Source organism: Stenotrophomonas sp. SbOxS2 (assembly GCF_013416715.1).
GTDB classification, from domain to species: Bacteria; Pseudomonadota; Gammaproteobacteria; order Xanthomonadales; family Xanthomonadaceae; genus Stenotrophomonas; species Stenotrophomonas lactitubi.
Map to the genome: position 1 here is coordinate 84,844 of NZ_JAAVXD010000003.1, position 25,468 is coordinate 110,311.

A 25,468-nucleotide genomic window follows, 5' to 3' on the forward strand; every position below is an offset into this window, starting at 1 on the left:
GACGAGTTGCAATTTGTCCGGCCCATCTGAAACTGCATCCCTCCCTTCACCCACCTCCACCTGCGACAAAGTGAAGCAGCGCGTCACCCGGTCGCATCCCACCTTAACGAAATCCTCCTAAAGTGGTCCGGTATCCCACCGGTCACAGGCAGGAGGCGTCCCTTGGACGCGTTGTTGTTGTCGCGGATCCAGTTCGGATTCGTCATCAGTTTCCACGTACTGTTCCCGGCCTTCACCATCGGCACGGCCAGCTGGCTGGCCTTCATCGAATGGCGCTGGCTGCGCACGAAGCTGCCCGTGTGGCGCGAGCTGTATTTCTTCTGGCAGAAGATCTTCGCCGTGTCGTTCGGCATGGGCGTGGTCAGCGGCATCGTCATGGCCTTCCAGTTCGGCACCAACTGGCCGCGGCTGAGCGAAGTGGCCGGCACGGTCATCGGCCCGCTGCTGACCTACGAAGTGCTGACCGCGTTCTTCCTGGAAGCCAGCTTCCTCGGCGTGATGATGTTCGGCTGGGGCCGGGTCTCGCCGCGCCTGCATTTCCTGTCCACCTGCATGGTGGCGCTGGGCACGCTGTTCTCTACCTTCTGGATCCTCTCGTCCAACAGCTGGCTGCACACGCCGGCCGGCTACGAGATGGTCAACGGCATCGTCCACCCCGTCGACTGGTGGCAGGTGGTGTTCAACCCGTCCTTCCCGTACCGGTTGGCGCATATGGCGCTGGGTTCGTTCATCACCACCTGTTTCGTGATCGGTGGCGTCGGTGCGTGGTACCTGCGCAGGGGAACCCACGTCGAGGCCGGCCGCCGCATGCTGATCGCCGCCGTCGCGTTCGCCGCGCTGACCGTGCCGCTGCAGATCTTCGTCGGCGACATGCACGGCCTGAACACGCTCAAGCACCAGCCGATGAAGATCGCGGCGATGGAAGCGCACTGGCATGAGACCAAGGAGGGCGAGGGCGTGCCGCTGGTGGTATTCGCACTGCCCAACGAGAAGGAAGAGCGTAACGATTTCGAAGTGGCCATTCCCAAGCTCGGCAGCGTGATCCTGACCCACACCCTGGACGGTACGTTCGATCCGCTGACCTCGGTGCCGGCCAGCGAGCGGCCGCCGGTGACGCCGGTGTTCTTTGCCTTCCGCATCATGGTCGGGCTGGGCACGCTGATGCTGGTGCTGGCCTGGGTCTCGGCCATCCAGCTGTGGCGGAAGAAGCTGCTGGATTCGCCGTGGCTGCTGCGGGGTTGGAACTGGATGTTGCCCAGTGGCTTCATCGCGCTGATATCGGGCTGGTTCGTCACCGAGATGGGACGGCAGCCGTGGGTGGTGTACGGCGTACTGCGCACCGCCGATGCGGTCGGCCCGCAGAGCGCATGGATGACCGCGCTGTCGCTGACGGTGTACGTGGTCGGTTATGCCTTCGTGTTCGGCTGGGGCATCTGGTACCTGGTGAAGATCCTGCGCCATGGCCCACAGCCGTACGACGCAGGGCCGTCGCTGGACCATGGCAGCCACACCCCGGCGCGGCCGCTGTCGGCCGCCGACGAACCGCTGGAGGAGCGCTGACATGGACCTGATGACCTGGCTGCCGGTGGCATGGTTCGCGGTGATCGGCTTCGGCGTGCTGATGTACGTGGTGCTGGATGGCTTCGTGCTCGGTATCGGCATCCTCGCTCCGTTCGCCGAGGACGAGGAACAGCTGGACCTGATGATGAACACCGCCGCGCCGATCTGGGACGGCAACGAGACCTGGCTGGTGCTCGGCGGCGCCGGCCTGATGGCGGCGTTCCCGAAGGCCTACGCGGTGCTGCTCTCGGCGCTGTACCTGCCGGTGCTGCTGCTGGTGGTGGCGCTGGTGTTCCGTGGCGTGGCCTTCGAGTTCCGTTTCAAGGCGCACCGCTCGCGGCGGCTGTGGAGCGTGGCGTTCGGCCTCGGTTCGCTGCTGGCCACCTTCGCCCAGGGTGTGATCCTCGGCACGCTGGTGCAGGGCCTGCCGCTGATCGATGGCGTGTACCAGGGCGGCGCCTTCGGCTGGTTCAGCCCGTTCGCCATGCTGACCGGTGCCGCGCTGGTGGCCGGCTACGCATTGTTGGGCAGCACCTGGTTGATCCTGAAGACGGAAGGGCGCGTGCAGGCGCTGGCCCGGCAGATGACCCGGCCGCTGGTGGTGGCGGTGATCGCGGCGATGGGCCTGGTCAGCAGCTGGCTGCCGTTCCTGCAGTCGCGGCTGATGGACCGCTGGTTCAGCGACGGCAACTTCTGGTGGTTGTCGCCAGTGCCGCTGCTGACCCTGGCGGTGGCCATCGCGCTGTGGCGCAGTGCCGCCCATCCGCGTCGCGACCTGCCGCCGTTCCTGCTCAGCCTGGCCTTGTTCGTGCTCGGCTTCGCCGGTCTGGTGCTGGGTATGTGGCCGTACCTGCTGCCGCCGTCGATGACGCTGTGGCAGGCCGCCGCGCCGGCCTCTTCGCTCAGCTTCACCCTGGTCGGGCTGGTGCTTCTGCTGCCGGTGATCCTGGGCTACACGGCGTGGTCGTACCGGGTGTTCCGCGGCAAGGTGCGCGCCGACGCCGGTTATCACTGAATCCGTTCGCTGGTATCAGTCCAGGCGGGGGGCGGTCGCTGACCGCTCCCCGTTGTGTTTTGTGAAACATGTCATCCCTGTGTCGGACGTGCTAGCGTGCGCTCCTTTCCGGCAGCCAGGGGGGCAGCCGGCGACGTCCTGGACGGATGCATGGCTGCAGGAATGGGGGGCAGCCGCGTGTCGCCGTAATGGCTCGAGACTCTCGTTCGCCCATCGAAACATCACCGGTAATGATCGAATTTTCCGTTGTCGACTGGGCCGCCTGGGCGCCTGGCCTGACCGAGCGTAGCCAATGGATGGGCTGGGCCGGGTCGCCGTTCCTGCCGCAGGGCGAGGACACGCCGGCGCTGGCCGAGATTCCGGCCATGCAGCGCCGCCGTATCGAGCGCCTGGGCCGCATGGCGATCCAGGCGGCGTGCTGGTGTGAGGACGGGCAGGGCGCTGACAGCCAGGTGCCGCTGGTGTTCGCCAGCCGCCATGGCGATGTCGCCCGTTCGATGGACCTGCTGGGCTCGCTGGTGGCCGATCAGCCGCTGTCACCCACCGGCTTCGGCCTGTCGGTGCACAACGCCATCGCCGCGCTGTACTCGATCGCCCGCGGCCACCGTGGCAACTACCTGGCGTTGTCCGCCGGCCAGTCGACGGTGGAAGCGGCGTGCCTGGAGGCCGTCGGCCTGCTTGGTGATGGGGCCAGTGAAGTACGGATCGTGGTCTATGAGTCGCCATTGCCCGACGTTTACGCCGAATTCGCCGACGAACCCGACCCGTTCTTTGCCTGGTGCTGGCGTCTGGCACCCGTCGGCACCGCCGGTGGCACCGATCTTTCGCTGTCCTGGCAGGTCGCCGACGACGTCGGTCCGACCGCGCCGGGCCTGTTGCCGCATGCGCTGGACCTGCACCGCTTCCTGCTGGCCGCAGATCCGGTGCTGCAGCACGTGACCCAAGGCCAGCGCTGGTCCTGGCGCCGCCGTGGCTGAGGCGCTGCGCCGCCTCGATCATGCCTGGCGGGTGTTCGGCACCGGCTTCAGCTTCGCCGCGTTCGGCGTGGGTGGACTGCTGCTGGGCGTGCTGGTGATGCCGGTGCTGCTGCTGATGCGCGACCCGGTGGCGCGTCGGCGCCGGGCCCGCCGGATGGTCCAGCGCGCCTTCGCCAGCCATGTGTGGCTGATGTGCCGGCTGGGGGTGATGACCCTGCAGGTCGAAGGGCGCGAACGCCTGCAGCGCGACGGCCTGCTGGTGCTGGCCAACCACCCGACCCTGATCGACGTGGTCTGCCTGATCGCCCTGCTGCCCAACGCTGACTGCGTGGTCAAGCGGGCGGTGGCCTGCAACCCGTTCATGCGCGGCCCGGTGCGCGCGGCGGGCTACATCTCCAATGATGACGGCGCTGGCCTGGTCGATGACTGCGCGGCGGCCGTGCATGCCGGCGGCACCCTGGTCATCTTCCCGGAGGGCACCCGCAGCGTGCCTGGACAGCCGCTGCGGCTGCAGCGCGGCGCGGCCAACATCGCCGTGCGCGGGCGCCTGGACATCACCCCGGTGCGCATCACCTGCACCCCGCCGACGTTGACCAAGGGCCAGAAGTGGTATCGTGTGCCCTCACGTCGTTTTCACGTTCAGCTGCAGATCGGCGAAGATATCCCGATCGCGCCGTTTCTGGCCGAAGATGACTCGCCAAGGGGGGATGCCCTGGCGGCCCGTCGCGTCACCGACCACCTCACTCGTTATTTCGACCTGTCTGGAGATCCGACCCGTGCAAGCACTTGAGCACGAGATCAAGGAATTGATCATTTCCTCGCTTTCACTGGAGGACATCACCCCGGAGGACATCGATCCGACCGCGCCGCTGTTCGTGGAAGGCCTCGGCCTGGACTCGATCGATGCGCTGGAACTGGGCCTGGCGCTGCAGAAGAAGTACGGTGTCAGCCTCTCGGCCGACTCGGAAGAAACCCGTCGCCATTTCTCCAGCGTGCGCGCGCTCGGCGAGTTCGTCGCCGCCCGCCAGTCGTAAGGCGCCAGGAACTGCCATGACCAAGAATGAATTGTTCGAGCGCATCGTCCGCATCCTGACCGACAGCTTCGAGATCGAGCCGGCGCGGATCAGCCCGGAATCGCGCCTGTACGACGACCTGGACATCGACAGCATCGATGCCGTGGACCTGATCGTGCAGCTCAAGCCGCTGCTCGGCCGCAACCTGCAGCCTGAAGCGTTCAAGGCCGTGCGCACCGTGCAGGACATCGTTGATGTCGTGCACGGCCTGCTGCCCGGTCAGGCCGCTGCCTGACAGCAGCACGGACGCCGCGACCATGGCACGGGCACGCATGGTCGTGGTGGCAGCGATTTCGCTTGCCTATCCGGTGCTGGTCTACGCGGCGATGGGCCGCTTCGAGCCGCGCTGGCTGGCGCTGCTGCTGTTCGCGCTGGCCCTGCTGCGCGCGCTGAGCACCCGGCAACCCTTGTGGTGGGCCGCTGCCGCCGGCGCGGGCCTGCTGGCCGGGCTGGCCACCGTGCTCAACCAGGCCCTGCCGCTGAAGCTGTACCCGGCGCTGGTGAACGTGGTGATGTTGACGGTGTTCGCCACCAGCCTGCGCTTCGGTCCGCCGCTGGTGGAACGCCTGGCGCGCCTGCAGGAGCCGGACCTGCCACCGTTCGCGGTGATCTATACCCGCCGCGTCACCCAGGTGTGGTGCGGCTTTTTCGTTCTCAATGGTGGTCTCGCCCTGCTCACCGCGCTGTATGCGTCGGACCGGGTCTGGATGCTCTACAACGGATTGTTGGCGTACGTGATGATGGGATTGTTGTTCGGGGGCGAATGGCTGGTACGGCGTCGGGTCAAGGCAGCGCACGCGCATGGCTGACTGGATCGCCCTGGATCGGCTGCTGATCACGGCGCAGCCCGGCCGCGACATCGGTGTCTGCGATGGCATTGCCGTCGACCACGTCGGCTTCCGCCTGCGCGTGCTGGCCTGGCGTGACGCTTTCAGCACTGCCGAAGGCCGCGACTGGGCGCTCTACTTCGATGACACCGTGGCCTTCGCTGCAGCGTTGTTCGGTGCCTGGCATGCCGGCAAGCGGGTGTTCCTGGCCGCCGACAACCTGCCCGCGACATTGCAGGCGCTGCAGCCGCAGGTGAGTGGTTTTGCAGGTGACCTGTCGGCCGATTACCAGCCGTTGCAGGCGACCGCCGTCGCCGACGATGCGCCGCTGGAGCCGTTGGACGAGCGCGCCTGCGAACTGTGCGTGTTCACCTCCGGCAGCACCGGCCAGCCCAGCGCGATCAGCAAGCGGCTGGACCAGCTGGCGCGCGAGGTCGATGCGCTGCAGGCTGCCTTCGGCGCCCAGCTCGACGGCGCCCAGGTGCATGGCACCGTGTCCCACCAGCATATCTATGGCCTGCTGTTCCGCGTGCTGTGGCCGCTGGCTGCCGGCCGTGCGATCCAGCCCCGGCGCTTCTTCCACGAAGACCTGGTGGGCGCGCTGGCCGGAACCGATACGGTGCTGGTCGCCACCCCGGCCCATCTCAAGCGCCTGCCCGAGCAGCTCGACTGGGCCAGCCTGCACGGTCGCCTGCGCGCGGTGTTCTCTTCCGGCGGCCCGCTGCCGGAGGACGCAGCGCGCCAGGTCCGCCAGTGGTTGGGCGTGGCGCCCACCGAGGTTTATGGCAGCAGTGAAACCGGCGGTATCGCCTGGCGGCGCTGGGACACCGATGCGCCGCCGTGGCAGCCGTTGCCGGGCGTGCAGTGGCGGATCGAGGAGGACTGCCTCGCAGTCGCTTCGCCGCACCTGGAGACGTCGGACTGGTGGCGCACCCAGGATCGCGTGGAAGCACTGGCCGATGGCCGCTTCCGCCTGCTGGGCCGCGCCGACCGCATCGTCAAGATCGAAGAACGGCGCGTTTCGCTGGACGCACTGGAGCGCGCCCTGCGCGAAGATCCCGAGGTCGAGGACGCGCGCGTACTTGTGCTTCAGGGCCAGCGCGAGCAGCTGGCGGCCGTAGTGGTGCCGGCCGATCCGGCGCTGGCACGTGCCGGCGACAGCGCACGGCGCGCGCTGGGGCAGCGATTGGGCACGCGGCTGGCGCAGGGCCATGACGCGGTCACCCGGCCGCGCCGCTGGCGCCTGGTCGAATCGCTGCCGATCAATGCCCAGGGCAAGGTCACCCAGGCGGCGCTGGTCGCGCTGTTCCAGCCGCTGCTGCCGGTGCCGGTCTGGGACTGTCGCGAAGAGGCCGCGGCCACCCTGCGGATGACGCTGGACCCTGCGCTGCGCGCGTTCCAGGGCCATTTCCCGCAGGCGGCGATCCTGCCCGGCGTGGCCCAGCTGGACTGGGCGGTGCGCTTCGGTCGCCAGGCCTTCGTGCTGCCGACCGGTTTCCAGCGCATGGATGCGGTGAAGTTCCAGCGCGTGGCCCGCCCCGGCGACGAGCTGACCCTGCAACTGCAGTGGGACGCCGAACGCGGCGTGCTGACCTTCCGCTACACCTCCGTGCATGGCGTGCACGCCAGCGGCAGGGTGGTCTTCGCCGATGCGCATTGAACCAGCCACCGCTGGCGGCGCGTTCGCGCCGCTGGTGGTCATTCCCGTGTACGACCACGAACACGCCATCGGCGCGGTGGTCGACGGCGTGCAGGCCGCGGGCCTGCCCTGCCTGCTGGTCGACGATGGCTCGCAGCCCTCCTGCGCGCGGGTGCTGCGGGAACTTGCACAGCGATCGGGCGTCGACCTGCTGCGGCTGGACGTGAACCAGGGCAAGGGCGGGGCGATGCTGGCCGGTTTCGCTGAAGCGCAGCGTCGTGGCTACACCCACGTGCTGCAGATCGATGCCGACGGCCAGCACGATACCGGCGACCTGCCGCGTTTCATCGATGCCGCACGTACCCACCCGGACGCGGTGATCTGCGGCATTCCCGCCTACGATGCCAGCGTGCCGAAGGCCCGCCTGTACGGTCGCTACGCCACCCACATCTGGGTGTGGATCAACACGCTGTCGCTGCACCTGCGCGACACCATGTGTGGATTCCGGGTGTATCCGCTGCCGCCGGTGCTGCGCCTGATCGGCGAAGAGACCATCGGCCGGCGCATGGATTTCGATACCGAAGTGATGGTCCGCCTGTACTGGCGGCAGGTACCGGTCGAGCACCTGGCCACGCGCGTGACCTATCCCGCCGACGGGGTTTCGCATTTCGATGTGTGGCGCGACAACGTGCGCATCAGCCGCATGCATACCCGGCTGTTCTTCGGCATGCTCTGGCGTGCGCCGCGCCTGCTGTGGCGCCGGCTGCAGGGGCAGGGCTGAGATGAGCCGCGCGCAGAACGCCCCGCACTGGGCCGATATCGGCGAGTCCACCTCGGTGGCCGGCGTACTGTTCCTGTGCTGGGTGCACCGCTGGTTCGGGCGCTGGCCGTTCCGCCTGTGCGTGTGGCCGGTGGTCGCCTGCCATTGGCTGGCCAACCGCGTCGGCCGCCAGGCCTCGATGCAGTACCTCCAGCGCTTGCAGGCGCATACCGGCGCGCTGGGCCATGTGCCGACCCGGCGCGACAGCCTGCGCCATTTCTTCAGCTTCGCCGACACGATGCTGGACAAGATTCTGGGCCTTGGCGGCCGCTATCCGCCCGAGCGCATCCGCCTGCAGCGCGACCTGGTGCTGGGCAAGATCGCGCGCCGCGAAGGCGGCCTGATCCTCACCGCGCACATCGGCTGCCTGGAACTGTGCCAGGTGCTGGCCGAGCAGGTGCCGGGGTTCCGCATTACCGTGCTGGTGCATACCGCGCATGCGCAGCGCTTCAACCGCCTGCTGCAGCGGCTGGATCCGCTGGCGGCGGTGGAGCTGGTGCAGGTCACCGAAATGGGCCCGGCCACGGCTGTGATGCTCGCCGAAAAGGTCGCCGCCGGTGGCTTCGTTGCCATCGTTGGCGACCGCACGCCAGTACAGGGCGGCCGCAGTGTCACCGCCGATTTCCTCGGCCACCGTGCGCCGTTCCCGATCGGCGCTTACGTGCTGGCGGCCGCGCTGGGCTGCCCGGTCTACACGATGTCGTGCCTGCACCAGGGCGACGGCTATCGGGTGGCCTTCGAACAGTTCGCCGAGCGCGTGGTGCTGCCGCGCGGTTCGCGCGATGCCGCACTGGCCGAACAGGCGCAGCGCTTCGCGCACTGGCTGGAACTCCAGGTCATCCAGTCCCCGTTGGACTGGTTCAATTTCTTCCCCTTCTGGGATCAGGCTCCTCATGACGATTGACGCCGTACCCGTGTGCCGTTTCGGCGATGCACCGCTGACCATCGAAGACGTGGTCGCCCTGGCCCAGCGCAGGTGCGAGGCCGCGCTGAGCGATGTGCCGGCATTCCGCGCCCATATCCAGCGTGGTGCCGACTTCCTCGACCGCCTGCTGCGCGAGGATGGCGTGATCTATGGCGTGACCACCGGCTACGGCGATTCGTGCACGGTGAACATTCCACCGGCACTGGTCGCTGAGCTGCCGCACCACCTGTACACCTACCATGGCTGCGGCCTGGGCCGTTACCTGGACCCGGCCGAGACCCGCGCCGTGCTCGCCGCGCGCCTGGCCTCGCTGGTGCGTGGCATGTCCGGCGTCAGCGTGCCGTTGCTGGAAGGCCTGGCCACGCTGCTGCAGCACGATGTGCTGCCGTTGATTCCCGCCGAAGGTTCGGTGGGCGCCAGTGGCGACCTGACCCCGCTGTCGTACGTGGCGGCGGTGCTGTGCGGTGAGCGCGAGGTACTGCACGACGGCCGCGTACAGCCGGCTGCCGAGGTGCTGGCGAAGGTCGGCATGACCCCGCTGAAGCTGCGGCCGAAGGAAGGCCTGGCGATCATGAACGGCACGGCGGTGATGACCGGCCTGGCCTGCCTGGCCTGGCAGCGCGCCGATTACCTGGCCCGCATGGCCACGCGCCTGACGGCGTTCAACGTGCTGTCCAGCGACGGCAACGCACACCACTTCGATGAAACCCTGTTCGCCGCCAAGCCGCACCCGGGGCAGTCGCGCATTGCCGCGCGCCTGCGCAGCGACCTGCACAGCGAGCGCCCGCCGCGCAACGAGCAGCGCCTGCAGGACCGCTACTCGCTGCGCTGCGCGCCGCACGTGATCGGCGTGCTGGAAGACACGCTGCCGTTCCTGCGCCAGCTGATCGAAACCGAGCTGAACAGCGCCAACGACAACCCACTGATCGATGCCGACGGCGAGCGCATCCTGCACGGTGGCCACTTCTATGGCGGACACATCGCGCTGGCGATGGACACGCTGAAGAACACCGTGGCCAACATCGCCGACCTGCTCGACCGGCAGCTGGCGCTGGTGGTCGATGCCCGCTACAACCACGGCCTGCCGGCCAACCTGTCGGCGGCCACCGGCCCGCGCGCGGCGATCAACCATGGCCTGAAGGCGCTGCAGATCAGCGTTTCCGCATGGACTGCCGAGGCACTGAAGCAGACCATGCCGGCCTCGGTGTTCTCGCGCTCCACCGAATGCCACAACCAGGACAAGGTCAGCATGGGCACCATCGCCGCGCGCGACTGCCTGCGCGTGATCGAGCTGACTGAACAGGTGGTGGCGGCCATGCTGATCGCCGCTCGCCAGGGGCTGGCGTTGCGCGAACGGGTTGGCATGAACGCGCAGCTGCATGGCAGTCTGGCCGACATGTACGCCGACCTGGGGCAGCGCATCGCCCTGGTCGAAGAAGACCGCGCGCTGGATCGCGAACTGCGGGAACTGCTGGTGGAGATCCGCGCGCAACGCTGGGAGCTGTATGTCGGTGAATGAAGGCAACGAACTGGTCGGCGAAATCGAGCTGGCCCCCGCATTCCATGACTGCGATCCGATGAACGTGGTCTGGCATGGCAATTACTTCAAGTACTTCGAGATCGCGCGCTGCGCGTTGCTGAAGCGCTACGACTACGACTATCCGCAGATGCTCGAATCGGGCTACCTGTGGCCGGTGGTCGATGCGCGGGTGAAGTACGTGCGGCCGCTGCTGTTCGGGCAGGCGTTGCGCGTGCGCTCGCGCATCGTCGAGTGGGAGAACCGGCTGAAGATCGAATACGAGATCCTCGATGCGGAAAGCGGCCAGGTGCTGACCCGCGCAATGACCATCCAGGTCGCGGTCGACGCGGCCAGCAAGGAAATGCTGTACCAGTGCCCGCCGGTGCTGTGGCAGCGTCTTGGAGTGCCTGCCCCGTGATCCGATCCCTTCGTCTTCCACGCGTGCTGCTGTGCGCGCTGCTGCTGGTAGCCGCGCCGTTGGTGCAGGCGGCAGATCCCGCCGTCGATGCCATCACCCAGGCCGTCGCCCGGCCGGACGTGCTGCGCGGGCAGTTCACCCAGGAAAAGCAGGTCAGCGGCTTCAAGAACCCGCTGCGATCGCAGGGCCAGTTCGTGGTCGCGCGCAAGCATGGGGTGATCTGGTCCACGCTCAAGCCGTTCCCGTCCGAGGTGGTGGTCACCGCCGACCGCATCCTCAGCCGCCAGCGCGATGGCAGCACCCGCGTCGAACTGGACGCGCGTCAGCAGCCGGCGATGCGCTCGGTCAACGCGATCATGTTCGCGTTGATGAGCGGTGACGTGCAGGCACTGTCCAGCCAGTTCAACGTCCAGGCCACGCGTGAAGGGCAGGGCTGGCGCCTGAAACTGACGCCGAAGTCGGCGATGCTGGCCAAGGCCTTCCAGTCGCTGACACTGCAGGGCGACCGTTACGTGCGTCAGGTCGAGATCATCGAAGCCAACCAGGATCGCACCCGCATCCAGTTCACCGCGCTGAGCGAAGCGCCGGCCACGCTGAACGCCGACGAGGCGCGCCGCTTTGAGTGACAGCGCCGCACCGGATCGCCTGCGCCGCTGGTGGCACTGGCTGGGCATCGCCTGGCTGCTGCTGTTGCTGGTGCTGGGCGCGCAGCAGTGGCGCCTGTGGAGCCAGGAGTCGCGGATCGACACCGACATCCTCGCCCTGTTGCCGCAGGACGCGCACGACCGCCTGCTCAGCGACGTTACCCGGCGCATCGCCGATGGCAGCTCGCGGCAGGTGGTGGTGCTGCTCGGCAGCACCGACGGAGCCGCTGCCAAGCGCGCGCAGGCGGCGTTCGCTGCGGCGATGGCCAGCGATGCCGACAGCGCGCTGCTGGTGCCGAGTGGTTCGATCGAAGGCTGGTTCGATGACGCGCGAGCGTTCTACGCACCGTACCGCGACCGCCTGCTGACCCCGGCCCAGCGCGAGCAGCTGCAACAGGCCGAACCCGCTGCGCTGGCCGAACAGGCGCTGGGCGCGCTGTACGGACCGATGGGCGCACCGCGCCTGACCGAGTGGCGGCAGGATCCGCTGTCGCTGTGGCCGCAGTGGTGGCAGCAGCAGGCCCAGGGCTCCGGGCTGCGCCTGGGCGATGACGGTCTGCTCGAGGCCGAGGGCAAGCACTGGGCGGCGCTGCAGTTCGATACGCCGGGCTCGGCCTTCAGGCTTGATGGCGAGCGCCATCTCGACGGTCTGCTCGAGCGCGCCGGAGAGGCGGCCAAGGCCGCTGCGCCGGATCTGGAGATCCTGCATGCCGGCGTGCCGTTGCATGCCGAAGCGGCCGCGGTGCAGGCCAACCAGGAGATCAACACCATCGGCTGGGGTTCGCTGGCGGCGGTGCTGCTGCTGGTGTGGCTGGCATTCCGCTCGCTGCGGCCGATCCTGCTGGTCGCCGCCTCGCTGCTGATCGGTTGTGGCGTGGCGCTGGCGGTCACCGTGCTGGTGTTCGACAAGGTGCATGTGCTGACCCTGGTGTTTGGTGCCTCGCTGGTCGGCGTGGCCGAGGACTACGGCATCCACTGGTTTGCTTCGCGCCAGGCCGAGCCGGCCGACCGCCGCTGGAAGCTGCTGCGGCATCTGCTGCCGGGCCTGTGGTTGGCCCTGCTGACCAGCGCGCTGGCCTACCTGGCACTGGGCCTGGCGCCGTTCCCTGGCCTGCGGCAGATGGCGTTGTTCTCGGTGGTCGGTCTGGCTGCGGCCTTCCTCACGGTGATCTTCTGGTTCCCGTGGCTGGACGGTGGCGAGATCCGTAGCACCCGCTTCGCGCAGTGGCTGGGCAATACGCTGGAGCGCTTCCCGCGCCTGCATGGGCGTCGCCCGGTGGTGATCTTCCTCGGCGTGGCCGCGCTGGTGTCGGCCATCGGCATCGCCCGCCTGCAGAGCAACGACGACCTGCGCAGCCTGCAGTCCTCGCCGCCGGCGCTGATGGCCCAGCAGATCCGCCTCAGCCAGCTGCTGGGCATGCCCAGTCCCGCGCAGTTCTACCTGGTGCAGGGCAGTGACGCTGCACAACTGTTGCAACGCGAAGAAGCGCTGACCACGCGCCTGCGCGAACTGACCCACGACAAGCGCATCGGCGGTTATCGTGCGATCAGCGACTGGTTGCCGTCGCCTGCGCGGCAGCAGGCCGATGCGGCGCTGACTGCGCGGGTGGAACCGGGTGTGCTGGCCGCGGTTGGCGAAGCAGTGGGCGAGCCCCTGCAGCGCCCTGCATTCGCAGCGGTGCCACTGAGTGCCGAGGCCTTCCTCGCCTCGCCGGCTTCGCAGCCGTTCCGCCACCTGTGGGTCGGCAACGTAGGCGGGCAGATGATCAGCGTGGTGATGGTTGATGACCTGTCGCGTGCCGATGCGCTGGCCACCCTGCGTGGCGCTGCCGAAGGCCTGGACGGCGTGCGCTGGGTCGACCGCACCGCTGATTTCTCGCAGCTGCTGGGCCATTACCGCAAGCTGATGGGCGGCCTGCTGCTGGTTGGCATCGTGCTGGTGTTCGGCGCCCTGTGGCTGCGCTATCGGCGCCAGGCCTGGCGCGTATTCGCACCCACCCTGGTGGCCGGTGCGCTGACCCTCGGCCTGCTCGGCCTGTTCGGCCAGCCGCTACAGCTGTTCAACGTGCTGGCACTGATGTTGCTGCTGGGCATGGGCATCGACTACGGCATCTTCCTGATCGAGCACCGCGGCGACGCCAGTGCCTGGCTGGCGGTGTGCGTGGGTGCCGCCAGCACGTGGCTGTCGTTCGGCCTGCTGGGTCTTTCGCAGACACCGGCGCTGCGCGCGTTCGGGCTCACCCTGCTGTTCGGCATCGGCCTGGTCTGGCTGATCTCGCCGCTGTTCCGGCCGCCACCGCATGACGTGCCGCCGGCCTGAACGGACACGCTTCATTCCGATTCCTCCGCTTTTCCACCTGATCGAGCAACAAGGACGCACCGATGACTACTGCTGTGGATGCCGCTGATTCTTCCGGCCACGAAGACGTGGAACGTACCGAAATCCTGATCATCGGTGCCGGCCCGGCCGGTTCGGTGGCCGCGGCGATGCTGCGCCAGCAGGGGCGCAAGGTGCTGATGCTGGAGCGCCAGCAGTTCCCGCGCTTTTCCATAGGCGAGAGCCTGCTGCCGCAGAGCATGGAATACATCGAGGCGGCGGGCCTGCTGCAGGACGTGGTCGAGGCGGGCTTCCAGTACAAGAACGGCGCGGCCTTCGTGCACGGGGAAGCGCGCACCGCGTTCGACTTCAGGAAGAAGTTCTCGCCGGGTTGGGGCACCACCTACCAGGTGCAGCGCGCCGACTTCGACAACGTGCTGGCGCGTGGCGCCGAGCGCATGGGTGCGACCCTGCGCTTCGGCGACGAAGTGCTGGCGGTCGAGCCGGGCGAACAGCCGGTGGTGAACGTGCGCCGCCCGGATGGCAGCGAGTACCGCATCGAAGCCGATTTCATCCTCGACGCTTCCGGCTTCGCGCGGCTGCTGCCGCGCCTGCTCGACCTGGAATCGCCGTCCAACTTCCCGGTGCGTGGCGCCATCTTCTGCCACGTGCGTGACAACATCCCGGCCGAAGCGGATTTCGACCGCAACAAGATCCTGATCACCACCCATCCCGAGCACATCGACGTCTGGTACTGGACGATCCCGTTCTCCAACGGCTGCTGCTCGCTGGGCGTGGTGGCCGAGCCGTCATTCTTCGAGCGCTACGAAGGCGACGACCTGCAGAAGCTGCAGGCCATCGTCGGCGAGGACCCGAACCTGACCTCGCTGCTGGCCAACGCCGAATGGGCCGTGCTGCCGGTGCGCCGCATCACCGGCTACTCGGCCAACGTCAGCTCGCTGTGGGGCCCGGGCTATGCGCTGCTGGGCAACGCCGGCGAATTCCTGGATCCGGTGTTCTCCTCCGGCGTCACCATCGCGTTCAAATCCGCGCAACTGGCCAGCGAATGCCTGAAGCGCCGCTACGCGGGCGAGACCGTTGACTGGGAAAGCGACTTCTCGATTCCGCTGCGTGCCGGTGTGAAAACCTTCCGCCGCTTCGTCGAAAGCTGGTACCAGGGCGGCTTCCAGAAGATCATCTACCACCCCGACCAGCAGCCGCAGGTGCGCGACATGATCAGCTCCATCCTGGCCGGCTACGCCTGGGACACCAACAATCCGTATGTGGCCGACGACAGCGGCCGCCGCATGCGTGTGCTGGAGGAACTGTGCAGCGCCTGATTGCCCGCCTCTCTGCGGTCCTGCTGTGCCTGCTGCTGGCCGCCTGTGCCAGCCGCATGCCGCGGCCGCTGGTCGAGCTGCCGCCGTTGCGGCTGGCACCGTCCAGCCTGCCGGCGCCGTTGGCTCTGCAGCAGCAGCTGCACTTCCGCTTCGGCAGCCACGAGCGTGATCTGGATGCGCTGCTGGAGGCCGACGCGCAGCAGGTGCGGCTGGCCGTGCAGGCGATGGGCCAGACCGGCGTGCGCCTGCAGTGGGATGGCCAGCAGCTGACCCAGCAGCGTGCACCGTGGCTGCCGCCGCAGGTGCGCGCCGAACGCGTGCTGGACGACCTGCAGTTCGCGCTGTGGCCAACCGACGCCATTGCCGCCGCGCTGCCGGCCGGCTGGCAGGTGAGCGATGACGGCCGCCAGCGCAGCCTGTCGCGCGACGGCACCGTGTGGCTGCAACTGCAGCGCCTGGCCGATGGCAGCGTGCAACTGGACAACCGCGCCGAGGGCTACACCCTGCGCATCGAATCGATCGACATGGCCGGCCAGCAATGAAGAGCGCGCCCATTTTCCTCAACGACCTCGGCGTGGTCTGCGCGTTGGGTGACGGCCGCGCTGCGGTGGCGGCTGCGCTGTTTGCCGACGTGCCCGGCGGGCTGAGCGACAACGCCACCCTACTGCCAGGTCGCACCCTGGCGCTGGGCGAAGTGCACAGCCCGTTGCCGACGCTGGAAGCACTGCCGGTGTCCCTGCGTGGCCGCAACAACGCGCTGCTGGACGTGGCCCTGGCGCAGATCGCGCCGGCCGTTGCCGATGCCATCAGCCGTTACGGTGCCGAGCGCGTGGCCGTGGTGCTGGGCACCAGTACCTCGGGCATCGGTGAATCCGAACAGGCACTGCGTACCCGCGCCGAGCACGGCCATTGGCCCGAAGGCTTCGACTACGCGCAGCAGGAAATGGGTACCGCCGCGCAGTTCGTGCGGGAGCGCAGTGGCGCGCTGGGCCCAGCCTGGACGCTGTCCACGGCCTGTTCGTCCAGCGCCAAGGCGTTGATGTCGGCTGCGCGCATGCTGCGTTCGGGCATCGTCGATGCGGTCATCGCCGGTGGTGCCGATTCCCTGTGCCGGTTCACCGTCGCCGGATTCAGCGCGCTCGAATCGGTCTCCGCCGTGCGCTGCAATCCGTTCTCGCAGCATCGCTGCGGGATCAACATCGGCGAGGGCGCCGCGCTGTTCCTGCTGACCCGCGAACCCGGTCCGGTCAGCCTGGCCGGTTGGGGTGAGTCAGCCGACGCGCACCATATGTCCGCACCGGACCCGCAGGGCCTGGGCGCCATCGATGCCCTGCAGCAGGCGTTGCAGCGTGCCGGCTGGGCGCCTTCGGAAGTGGATTACGTGAATCTGCATGGCACTGCGACCGGCCACAACGACGCGATGGAAAGCCTGGCGGTGGCGCAGGTGCTGGGCACCGATGTGCCGGCCAGCTCGACCAAGCCATTGACCGGCCACACGCTGGGTGCGTCCGGTGCGATCGAAGCGGCGCTGTGCTGGATCCTGCTGGCCGAGAATCCGCAGCAGCAGCTGCCGCCGCACTGGTGGGACGGCGTGGCCGATCCGGCGCTGCCGGCGTTGCCGCTGGTCGCCCCGGCGACCTTCCTGCCGCAGCTGCCGCGGCGGGTGCTGAGCAATTCGTTCGCCTTCGGCGGCAGCAATGCCGTGCTGGCACTGGAGCGCCGATGAGCCTGCCGCTGTATGCCATCGAAGAAGTGGTGCCGCACCGCCAGGACATGTGCCTGCTGGACCGCATCCTGCGCTGGGACCAGGAGAGCATCGAGGCGGAACTGGTGGTGCCCGAGGCCGGCCTGTTCATCGAAGACGGCGCGGTCCCGGCCTGGGTCGGCATCGAATACATGGCCCAGGCCATCGCCGCCTGGGCCGGCTGCCGTGCGCGTACGGCCGGCAACCCGCCGCAGCTGGGCTTCCTGCTCGGCAGCCGGCGCTATGCCAGCACGCGCAGCAGCTTCCCCAGCGGCACCCGCCTGCAGGTACAGGCGCGTTGCGAGCTGTTGGGCGACAATGGATTGGGGATGTTTGCCTGCCGCATCCTGGCAGGCGAAGAAGAATGGGCGGTTGCCAACGTGTCGGTGTTCGAACCGGCCGACTCGATGGCCTATCTGGAGAGTGGACAGGCATGACAGGAAATCGAAGCGTGCTGGTGACCGGCGCGAGCCGGGGCATCGGCCGGGCCATTGCGCTGCGTATCGCGCGCGATGGCTTCGACGTGGTGGTGCATTGCCGCAACCGTGTGGAGGAAGCACAGGCGGTGGCCGACGAGATCCAGGCACTGGGCCAGCAGGCCCGCGTGCTGGCCTTCGACGTGGCCGACCGTGCCGCCGCGCGCGCCGCGCTGGAAGCGGACGTGGAGGCACATGGCGCCTACTACGGCGTGGTGTGCAATGCCGGCATCGCCCGTGACGGCGCCTTCCCGGCACTGTCCGAGGACGACTGGGACCAGGTGATCCACACCAATCTGGACGGCTTCTACAACGTGCTGCATCCGCTGATCATGCCGATGGTGCGGCGGCGCAAGCCCGGCCGCATCGTCACTCTGTCCTCGGTGTCCGGCGTGGCCGGCAACCGTGGCCAGGTCAATTACAGTGCTGCCAAGGCCGGCATCATCGGCGCCAGCAAGGCATTGGCGCTGGAGCTGGCCAGCCGCCAGATCACCGTCAACTGCGTGGCCCCTGGCCTGATCGAGACCGACATGCTCAACGAAGAAGTGGTCGAACACGCATTGAAGCTGATCCCGGCCGGTCGCGTTGGTCGGCCCGAGGAAGTGGCGGCCACGGTCGCGTTCCTGCTGTCCGAGCCGGCTGGCTACATCACCCGCCAGGTGATCTCGGTCAACGGGGGGATGATCTGATGGCCGCCGATCGTCGCGTGGTGGTCACCGGTGCCGCCGCCATCAGTCCGCTCGGCCATGACTGGCCGACCATCCAGGCCCATCTGCGCAGCTGCCGCAACGCGGTGCGTTCGATGCCGGAATGGGATGTGTATGCGGGCCTGAACACCAAGCTGGCCGCGCCGGCGCAGGACTATGAGCTGCCGCCGAACTACAACCGCAAGACCACCCGCTCGATGGGCAAGGTGGCGATCATGTCGGTGCGCGCCACCGAGGTCGCCCTGCGTGAGGCAGGCCTGCTCGAGCACCCGGTGCTGCGCAGCGGCCGTACCGGCGTGGCCTACGGCTCATCGTCGGGCAGCCACGAGGCCACCGGCGAATTCGGTCGCATGCTGCATGAGTTCACCACCGACGGCATCAGCGCCACCACCTACCTGAAGATGATGAGCCACACCGCGCCGGTCAATATCGGTGTGTTCTTCGGCTTGTCCGGGCGTGTCTACACCACCTCCAGCGCCTGTACGTCGGGCAGCCAGGGCGTGGGTGCCGGCTACGAAGCGATCCGCAGCGGCAAGCAGACGGTGATGGTGGCCGGTGGCGCCGAACAGCTCGACGCCACCGCTGCGGCAGTGTTCGACACCCTGTTCGCCACCAGCACGCGCAACGACGCGCCGCACACCACCCCACGTCCGTTCGATGCCGGCCGCGATGGCCTGGTGCTGGGCGAGGGCGCCTGCACGCTGATCCTGGAGGATCTGGAGCACGCACAGGCACGCGGCGCGACCATCCTTGCCGAGATCGTGGGCTACGGCACCAACAGCGACGGCCAGCACGTCACCCAGCCCAGCGCCGACACCATGGCCCAGGCCATGCGCCTGGCATTGGAAGACGCCGGCCTGCAGCCGGCGCAGATCGACTACGTGAACGCCCACGGCACCGCCACCGACCACGGCGACATCGCCGAGACCCAGGCCACCGCCCAGGTGTTCGGCAGCCGCGTGCCGATCAGCTCGCTGAAGAGCTACGTCGGCCACATGCTGGGCGGTTGCGGTGCGTTCGAAGCCTGGATGAGCATCGAGATGATGCGCGCCGGCTGGTTCGCGCCAACCCTGAACCTGGTCGAGGTGGACCCGCGCTGCGGCCAGCTCGACTTCATCACCGGGCAGGGCCGCGAGCTGCAGGCCGAGTACGTGATGAGCAACAACTTCGCCTTCGGCGGCATCAACACCTCGCTGGTGTTCCGTCGCTGGACCGAGTGATCCCGCCGTACCCGCACCTCAACAAGGAGACGTTCCGATGCGCCGCACCCTGCTGATCGCCACTGCCACCGCGCTGCTGGCCCTGACTTCCACCGCTTCGGCGCGCGATACCCGCGTCGAGCAGTCCCTGCGCGAACTGATCAGTTCGCAGGCCGCCAAAGATGCCGGCATCGACGGCAGCGTGCGCTTCTACCTGGCCGGCCAGCCGGTCAGCGTGCAGCAGCGCCTGGGCGAAGACGTGACCAACAAGAAGACCAACGCCGCCAACAAGAGCGACGTCGAGGCCTGCAACTGGGTGGCGCTGTCGGCGCTGCTGGCGCTGCAGGACGGTGCCAAGTCGCGCGGCGCCAACGCCGTGGTCGACATCGTCAGCTACTACAAGAAGAACGAGTTCAAGAGCGCGACCAACTACGAGTGCTGGGCCGGCACCTTCGTCGCCGGCGTGGCCCTGAAGGGCACCTACGCCAAGGTCAAGTAAGCGCGGCGGAACGGTGGCGCTGGCTGAACGGCGTCGCCACATTGCTGAACCTCACCGGGGAAACGCCGTCGATCACGCCGCCATCGTCGCGTGACGGCTTTCCCCGGTGTCGGCTTTCCGACACAATCACGGCTCTTCCCGGGTTATCGTCCCGTGGACATGCACGCCTACGTCTATAAAAGCCAACTCAAGCCGGACACCTACGTCTATCTCGCCCGACGCGATGACTTCAGCGCTTTGCCTGCGCCGCTGTCGGCGTCGTTGGGTGCGCTCGTCTTCGTGCTGGAAGTGACCCTGGATGCGCAGCGCCGGCTGGCCCAGGCCGATCCGGCCAAGGTGCGCAGCGAACTGACCGAGCGCGGGTTCTACCTGCAGGTGCCGCCGTCGGTGAGCAGCATGATGCTGCGCCACTATGACTGAGCTTTCCCGCTCCCGCGCTCTGTCGCTGGCCTTCACCCTCGGTGCCTTGCTGGCGCTGGGATCGGCGCTGGGTGGCCTGCCCGGTGCGGTACTGGCGGCCCTGGCGCAACCGGCGTTCGCACTGGGAATCTCGTGGTGGCGACGCAGCCGCACGCTGCTGCCGCCGAAGGTGATCGCCCGCCAGGACCTGCCGGCGCTGCTGGCACTGTGGACCGCCGCGCCGTTGCTGCTGGCCCTGCTGCTGGCCTGGCCACTGGCCGCGCTGCGCGACAGCGGCAGTCTTGCCGCGGTGCTGGGCCTGAGCGTGCTGGTCAGCGCCGGCCTGCTGGCGGCCTGGCGCACCTGGCCGCTGTGGAACGATGTCGAGCGTCTCGATGGTGGCCTGGCCCAGCATTGGCAGGCGTTGGCCGGTCGTGACCTCAGCGCCTGGCGTGGCCTTGGCGCGGCAGCACTGGTGATGGCCCTGGCGGCACTGGTGGTACTGCCGACCTGGCCGGACCTGCTGCCGGAAAGCGCACGTTGGCCGTCGGCACTGGCGGTGCTGCTGCTGTCGCCTCTGCTGCACCTGCTGCTGCAGCGCATTGCACCGGCGCCGCTGGTCTCGTTGCGCAGCCCGCTTGGCGCGGAACTGCCAGTCGATCGCGAAACGCTGTTCAGCGCGGTCGTGGACACCACGCCGCTGGAAGCTCTGGCGCCGCAGGAGCTGACCCCGGCCCTGTACGAAGCCGCGCGCCACGGCCGCATCGATCGTGCGCTGCAACTGCTGCAGGCCGGCGCCGATCCGTATTCCCTGCCTGACCCGAACTGGCGCGACCAGCGCAGCCTGGCGGTGCTCGCCGCCGTCCTGCCGGACCTGCGCCTGCTGCGTGAACTGATCGGCCGCGGCGTCGATGTGAACGCGCCGCATCGCGGCATGACCCCGCTGCTGGCCGCCACCCGCGACAGCTGGCATGGGCGTCCGGAAGCGGTGATGACCCTGCTGGCCAACGGTGCCGATTCGCGCGCCACCGACAGCGAGGGCAACACGCCCCTGCATCACGCCGCGCGCAGTTCCGACCCGGGCGTGGCCGCGCTGCTGCGCGATGCAGCGGCTGAAGTCGACGCACTGAACCGTGATGGCTGGTCGCCGTTGGCGGTGGCCTGCCAGGTCGGCAACTGGCGCCTCGCGCGCTTCCTGCTGGAGCGCGGCGCCCGCAGCGAACCGGCTGACGGCACCCCGGTGCTGCTGGCCGCGGCCGCTACCGAAGACGATGATCCAGCCGGCGTGCAGCTGCTGCTCAAGCACAAGGCACGTGCCGACGCGCGTGACCGCCAGCGCCGCAGCGCGCTGCACGAAGCGGCACTGGCCGGCCACGTGGACATCATCGGCGTGCTGCTTGCCGCCGGTGCCAACCTGGAAGCGCGCGATGCGCTCGGCCGTACCCCGTGGCTGGAAGCTGCACGTGCCGGCCGCGCCGCCGTGGTCGAGCACCTGCTGCCGCACAAGCCCGATCTGGTTGCAGTCGACACCGATGGCCGCAACGCGGTGCTGCTGGCAACGATGGCCGAGGACGTTTCGCCGCTGTTGATCAAGCGCCTGCTGGAACTGGGCATCGCCGCCGATGGCAGCGATCCGGCAGGTCGACGCGCGGTGGACTACGCCGCCGAAGCCGGTCGCTGGGCGATCGTCGCCCTGCTGGATCCGTCTTACCCGTTGCCCGCCGCCGTCAGCGATGGCCTGGCCGAGCGCGGTGAGACGGCCAGTGCCAGCGGCCTGCTGCCCGATCGCCCGCCGCTGACCCTGCTGCGCGAGGCGCTGGGGTTCGGCAATACCGATGGCATGGCCGCACTGGCCAGGCTGTGCCAGCCGGAAGAACTGGGTGGTCTGCTGCTCGATCCGGAGCTGGCACTGGAGCCGCGCGCGGTCGACTGGCTGCTCGCCCACGGTGCCGATCCGTACGTGCGTGACGCCTGTGCCGATACACCGATGTTCGCGCTGCTGTCGCGTGGCATCGATGCCGTGCCGGCCCTGCAGGTGATGCTGCAGCATGGCCTGTCGCCGGCCGGCCGTGGTGGCCTGGCACGTTTCCTGGCCGCCTGTGCGCAGCACGACCAGGCGGCGCGTGGCCTGGAACAGCTGGCGCTGGAGCTGCTGGAACGCGGCGCCGATCCGTTTGCTGCCTCGCCGGCCGGTGATCCGCCGTTGTCACTGGCCGTGCGCCTGGGCTGGCTGCGCCTGCAGCAGGCCCTGCTCACCACTGGCGTGGACCGTGAAGCACGCGACAGCCATGGCATGACCGCGCTGCATCTGGCCACCGCACTGGCGCGCGAAAGTGCCCTGAAGCTGCTGGTGCAGCACGGCGCCTCGCCCGAAGCGCGTGCTGCCGATGGGCAGACGCCGCTGGGCGTGGCGCTGTCGATCGGTCGTCGCGATCTGGCCGACTGGCTGGACTGGCGGGTCTGGCCGCTGCCGCGCAGGACCCTGCGCGAAGGCGATCTGCCGGCCGCCGCGATGGCCGGTGATGTCGATGCCGTGCGTCGTTTGAATGATCTCGGCTTTGCCATCGACGCCGTCGATGCGCAGGGCTGCACCGCGCTGCTGCGTGCTGCCGGCGGTGGCCATCTGGCCGTGGTCGACCTGCTGCTGGCGCGCGGTGCTGATCCGCAGCATGCCGCTGCCAGTGGTGCGACGCCGTTGTCGGCGGCGGTCAGCATGCGCCAGGTCGAGATCGTCTCGGCCCTGCTCGACGCCGGGGCGCAGCTCGAACACCGCCTGCCTGGCGGGGTCACGGTGCTGATGCTGGCCTCGGCGCTGGGCCTGCCGGACATCGTGGCGCGCCTGCTCACCGCCGGTGCCAACGTGCATGCCGGCGATGCCCAGCAGCTTGCGCCGCTGCACTGCGCGGCCCTGTATGGCTTCAGTGCGCGCGATCGTTCGCGCCTGCTGGCGCTGCTCGACACCCTGCTTCTGGCCGGTGCAGAACCGGACCAGGCCGCCGCCGGTGCGGTCACGCCGCTGCTGCTGCTGATGGGCGCGCGCGCCGAACCGGGCACCGCCTGCGACGAGCAGGTGGTGATGGCCGCTGTCGAGCGCCTGCTGGATGAAGACGTGAGCCTGGATGTGCGCGACCCGCGTGGCTTCGGCCCGTTGCACCTGGCCGCCCTGCACGGGCTGCCGCTGCTGGTGCAGCGCCTGCTGCGCGCCGGTGCCGATCCGGAAGCGCGCGATGGCTTGAACCGCAGCCCGCGCGAGATCGCGGTGATGCGCGGCTTCATCGACGTCGCCGCCGAGTTCGAGCCGCGCGTGCCGGGCGTATCGTCGATGGCCAGGTTCCTGCGCGACAACGGCTGAAGGTCGCACTCCATAGGGTGGGTGCCGACCGTTGGTCGGCAGGATGCCTTCAGTAGATCCACGCCATGCGTGGATGATCGCCGCGCACGGAAACAACAACATCCACGCATGGCGTGGATCTACTTGTCGTCGCTTTCCGCGTCCGCTTCGAACAGGTGCATCAGGTCGTTGCGCGCATCGCGCGAAGTCTGGATCACCGCCGCCTCGTCGTCGTAGACCAGGTACTGGTCGCGCAGCAGCTTCTCGTCGTGTTCGCGGAACTGCTGCACATGGCGCTCGGCCACGTTCGGGGCCACGCCCAGCGCGGTCAGCACGCGCCCGCTCATTTCCAGGCTGGTACCGAACACTTCGCGGAACGGTTCGGCCGACATGTCCATCAACCGCCACGCATGCTGGCGGTTGCGTGCGCGTGCCAGCACCGTCGCATCCGGGTACAGGCGGCGCACCATGCGCACCGCGCGCAGGTTGGTCTCCGGGTCGTCCACGGTGATCACGAACACGTCGATGTGCTCGCCACCGGCGGCGCGCAGCATCTCCGGCCGGGTCGGGTCGCCGTAGTACAGCTGGTTGCCGAAGCGGCGCAGGTCGGCCACGGTGTCCGGGTTCGCTTCCAGCGCCACGAACGGCACCTTCTGCGCGGTCAGCAGGCGCGCGATCACCTGGCCGAAGCGGCCCATGCCGGCAATCAGCACCTTCGGACGATTGTCCGGCGCCACCTTGTCGGCCTCCGCCGCTTGGCGTGGCGCGGCCTTCTCCTCGCCGAGCAGGCGCATCAGGGCGATCATCAGCAACGGGGTGATCGCCATCGACAGGCCGACGATCGCCACCAGCCGGTCATGGTTGGCATTGCCCAGCAGGTGCGCGCGCTGCGCTTCGTTGAACACCACGAAGGCGAATTCGCCGCCCAGCCACAGCACGCTGCCCAGCAGCAGCGACTGCCGCGAACTGAGCTTGGCGATGCGGCCGATGGCGTACAGCAGGCTGAACTTCACCACCAGCAGGATCGCCACGCCGGCAGCGATCATCCACGGCTCGGCGGCGATGCGGTCGAGGTCGATGCCCATGCCCACCGCGATGAAGAACAGGCCCAGCAGCAAACCCTTGAACGGCTCGATCTGCGATTCCAGCTCGTGCCGGAATTCCGAATCGGACAGCAGCACGCCGGCCAGGAACGCCCCCAGGCTGGGGCTCAGGCCGGCCTCCTGCATGAACCAGGCGGTGCCCAGCACCACCAGCAGCGCAGTAGCGGTGAACACTTCCGGGCTGCGGGTGCGCGCGATGATGCCGAACAGGCGGCGCAGCACCGGCCGTCCACACAGGATCACCACCGCCAGCGCGCCCAGCGCGACGGCGGCATCTTCCCAGCGCAGCGTCTCGTTCTTGACCCCGCCCAGCAGCGGAATCGCGGCCAGCAGCGGAATGGCGATCAGGTCCTGGAACAGCAGGATGGCAAACCCCAGCCGGCCGTGGTCGCTGTTGATCGCCTTGTGCTCGGACAGCAGCTGCAGGCCGACCGCGGTCGACGACAGCGCCAGCGCCACGCCCACCACCAGCGCGCTCTTCCACTGGAAGTGATCGAGCAGCAGCAGGCCGCCCAGCACCAGCCCGGACAGCGCCACCTGCGCCGCGCCCGCACCGAACACCGAGCGCCGCATCACCTTCAGGCGGGCAGGGGACAGCTCCAGCCCGATCACGAACAGCAGCATGACCACGCCGATCTCGGCCGCGCCGAGGATGCGGTCGGCATCCTGCACGAAGCCGAGGCCATCCGGCCCCAGCACCACGCCGGCCGCCAGGTAGCCCAGCACCGCGCCGAAGCCGAACTTCTTGAACACCGGCACCGCGATCACCGCGGCCAGCAGCAGCACCAGTGCCAGTTCCAGACCACCGCTATGCATGGGAATACCTGGTCATCGGGAGGCCGGCTGTGCGTCCGTTCGGCGGGGGGAAGCGCGGCGGATGCCACCTGGCCATTATGCGCGCGCGGCTGTGTACGCACGAGAACGGCAGTCGGCCCC

The 25,468-nt window shown here is 68.6% G+C and carries 24 protein-coding genes; 23 read left to right on the plus strand and 1 reads right to left on the minus strand.

The features are described from left to right. Positions 1-162 precede the first annotated feature (162 nt). The 23 genes from HFK18_RS05550 to HFK18_RS05660 all read left to right on the plus strand — a co-directional run bounded on the left by HFK18_RS05550 (position 163) and on the right by HFK18_RS05660 (position 23,450). Entirely contained in the window at positions 163-1,560 is a 1,398-nt protein-coding gene (locus HFK18_RS05550) for a cytochrome ubiquinol oxidase subunit I (protein ID WP_180164962.1), read from the plus strand. A gap of 1 nt (position 1,561) precedes the next feature. Then, positions 1,562-2,575: a cytochrome d ubiquinol oxidase subunit II gene (gene cydB / locus HFK18_RS05555; RefSeq protein WP_180164964.1), complete on the plus strand. Its 1,014-nt coding sequence runs from the start codon at positions 1,562-1,564 to the stop codon at positions 2,573-2,575. Positions 2,576-2,805: 230 nt separating this feature from the next. Further along, positions 2,806-3,552 (plus strand): beta-ketoacyl synthase chain length factor, encoded by a 747-nt coding sequence (locus HFK18_RS05560; protein WP_180164966.1) that lies wholly within the window; start codon positions 2,806-2,808, stop codon positions 3,550-3,552. Further along, positions 3,545-4,342: a lysophospholipid acyltransferase family protein gene (locus HFK18_RS05565; protein WP_180164968.1), complete on the plus strand. Its 798-nt coding sequence runs from the start codon at positions 3,545-3,547 to the stop codon at positions 4,340-4,342. Before HFK18_RS05560 ends, HFK18_RS05565 begins: the two co-directional genes overlap by 8 nt. Beyond that, the gene (locus HFK18_RS05570; protein WP_005411610.1) at positions 4,329-4,586 is read left to right on the plus strand and encodes a phosphopantetheine-binding protein; all 258 of its coding nucleotides are present in this window, start codon (positions 4,329-4,331) and stop codon (positions 4,584-4,586) included. Before HFK18_RS05565 ends, HFK18_RS05570 begins: the two co-directional genes overlap by 14 nt. A 16-nt stretch (positions 4,587-4,602) precedes the next feature. After that, positions 4,603-4,860, plus strand: coding sequence for an acyl carrier protein (locus tag HFK18_RS05575; RefSeq protein WP_025878014.1), 258 nt, complete (start codon positions 4,603-4,605; stop codon positions 4,858-4,860). A 22-nt stretch (positions 4,861-4,882) separates the two neighbouring features. Continuing rightward, positions 4,883-5,434, plus strand: a complete 552-nt coding sequence (locus HFK18_RS05580) for a hypothetical protein (protein ID WP_089238175.1) — start codon at positions 4,883-4,885, stop codon at positions 5,432-5,434. Further along, a complete protein-coding gene (locus tag HFK18_RS05585) occupies positions 5,427-7,112 on the plus strand; it encodes an AMP-binding protein (protein ID WP_180164970.1) in 1,686 nt (561 codons plus the stop codon). The genes HFK18_RS05580 and HFK18_RS05585 overlap by 8 nt, the downstream gene beginning before the upstream one ends. Next, entirely contained in the window at positions 7,102-7,872 is a 771-nt protein-coding gene (locus HFK18_RS05590) for a glycosyltransferase family 2 protein (RefSeq protein WP_180164972.1), read from the plus strand. Before HFK18_RS05585 ends, HFK18_RS05590 begins: the two co-directional genes overlap by 11 nt. Position 7,873: 1 nt before the next feature. Further along, entirely contained in the window at positions 7,874-8,815 is a 942-nt protein-coding gene (locus tag HFK18_RS05595; protein WP_180164974.1) for an acyltransferase, read from the plus strand. Continuing rightward, positions 8,805-10,355 (plus strand): aromatic amino acid ammonia-lyase, encoded by a 1,551-nt coding sequence (locus HFK18_RS05600; RefSeq protein ID WP_180164976.1) that lies wholly within the window; start codon positions 8,805-8,807, stop codon positions 10,353-10,355. The genes HFK18_RS05595 and HFK18_RS05600 overlap by 11 nt, the downstream gene beginning before the upstream one ends. Next, a complete protein-coding gene (locus tag HFK18_RS05605) occupies positions 10,342-10,773 on the plus strand; it encodes an acyl-CoA thioesterase (RefSeq protein WP_033832524.1) in 432 nt (143 codons plus the stop codon). Before HFK18_RS05600 ends, HFK18_RS05605 begins: the two co-directional genes overlap by 14 nt. Beyond that, positions 10,770-11,399 carry an outer membrane lipoprotein carrier protein LolA gene (locus HFK18_RS05610; RefSeq protein ID WP_180164978.1) on the plus strand — a complete coding sequence of 210 codons (630 nt, stop codon included), beginning with the start codon at positions 10,770-10,772 and terminating at the stop codon, positions 11,397-11,399. Before HFK18_RS05605 ends, HFK18_RS05610 begins: the two co-directional genes overlap by 4 nt. Next, positions 11,392-13,737, plus strand: a complete 2,346-nt coding sequence (locus HFK18_RS05615) for an MMPL family transporter (protein WP_180164980.1) — start codon at positions 11,392-11,394, stop codon at positions 13,735-13,737. Before HFK18_RS05610 ends, HFK18_RS05615 begins: the two co-directional genes overlap by 8 nt. 62 nt (positions 13,738-13,799) lie before the next feature. Further along, complete coding sequence (locus HFK18_RS05620; RefSeq protein WP_180164981.1) at positions 13,800-15,074, plus strand: NAD(P)/FAD-dependent oxidoreductase; 1,275 nt, start codon at positions 13,800-13,802, stop codon at positions 15,072-15,074. Further along, positions 15,062-15,616 carry a DUF3261 domain-containing protein gene (locus HFK18_RS05625; RefSeq protein WP_180164983.1) on the plus strand — a complete coding sequence of 185 codons (555 nt, stop codon included), beginning with the start codon at positions 15,062-15,064 and terminating at the stop codon, positions 15,614-15,616. The genes HFK18_RS05620 and HFK18_RS05625 overlap by 13 nt, the downstream gene beginning before the upstream one ends. Continuing rightward, the gene (locus HFK18_RS05630; protein ID WP_180164985.1) at positions 15,613-16,800 is read left to right on the plus strand and encodes a beta-ketoacyl-[acyl-carrier-protein] synthase family protein; all 1,188 of its coding nucleotides are present in this window, start codon (positions 15,613-15,615) and stop codon (positions 16,798-16,800) included. The genes HFK18_RS05625 and HFK18_RS05630 overlap by 4 nt, the downstream gene beginning before the upstream one ends. Beyond that, the gene (locus tag HFK18_RS05635) at positions 16,797-17,255 is read left to right on the plus strand and encodes a hotdog family protein (protein ID WP_180164987.1); all 459 of its coding nucleotides are present in this window, start codon (positions 16,797-16,799) and stop codon (positions 17,253-17,255) included. Before HFK18_RS05630 ends, HFK18_RS05635 begins: the two co-directional genes overlap by 4 nt. Next, positions 17,252-17,983: a 3-ketoacyl-ACP reductase FabG2 gene (locus HFK18_RS05640; RefSeq protein WP_180164989.1), complete on the plus strand. Its 732-nt coding sequence runs from the start codon at positions 17,252-17,254 to the stop codon at positions 17,981-17,983. The genes HFK18_RS05635 and HFK18_RS05640 overlap by 4 nt, the downstream gene beginning before the upstream one ends. Then, positions 17,983-19,221: a beta-ketoacyl-ACP synthase gene (locus HFK18_RS05645; protein WP_180164991.1), complete on the plus strand. Its 1,239-nt coding sequence runs from the start codon at positions 17,983-17,985 to the stop codon at positions 19,219-19,221. The genes HFK18_RS05640 and HFK18_RS05645 overlap by 1 nt, the downstream gene beginning before the upstream one ends. 37 nt (positions 19,222-19,258) lie before the next feature. Next, entirely contained in the window at positions 19,259-19,699 is a 441-nt protein-coding gene (locus tag HFK18_RS05650; protein WP_025877987.1) for a hypothetical protein, read from the plus strand. A gap of 159 nt (positions 19,700-19,858) precedes the next feature. Then, positions 19,859-20,119, plus strand: coding sequence for a YcgL domain-containing protein (locus tag HFK18_RS05655; RefSeq protein ID WP_165378427.1), 261 nt, complete (start codon positions 19,859-19,861; stop codon positions 20,117-20,119). Further along, entirely contained in the window at positions 20,112-23,450 is a 3,339-nt protein-coding gene (locus HFK18_RS05660; RefSeq protein WP_180164993.1) for an ankyrin repeat domain-containing protein, read from the plus strand. Before HFK18_RS05655 ends, HFK18_RS05660 begins: the two co-directional genes overlap by 8 nt. Positions 23,451-23,569: 119 nt before the next feature. Here the strand turns inward: HFK18_RS05660 and HFK18_RS05665 are convergent, their stop codons facing one another. Next, positions 23,570-25,348, minus strand: coding sequence for a monovalent cation:proton antiporter-2 (CPA2) family protein (locus tag HFK18_RS05665; protein ID WP_180164995.1), 1,779 nt, complete (start codon positions 25,346-25,348; stop codon positions 23,570-23,572). Positions 25,349-25,468: the final 120 nt, after the last annotated feature.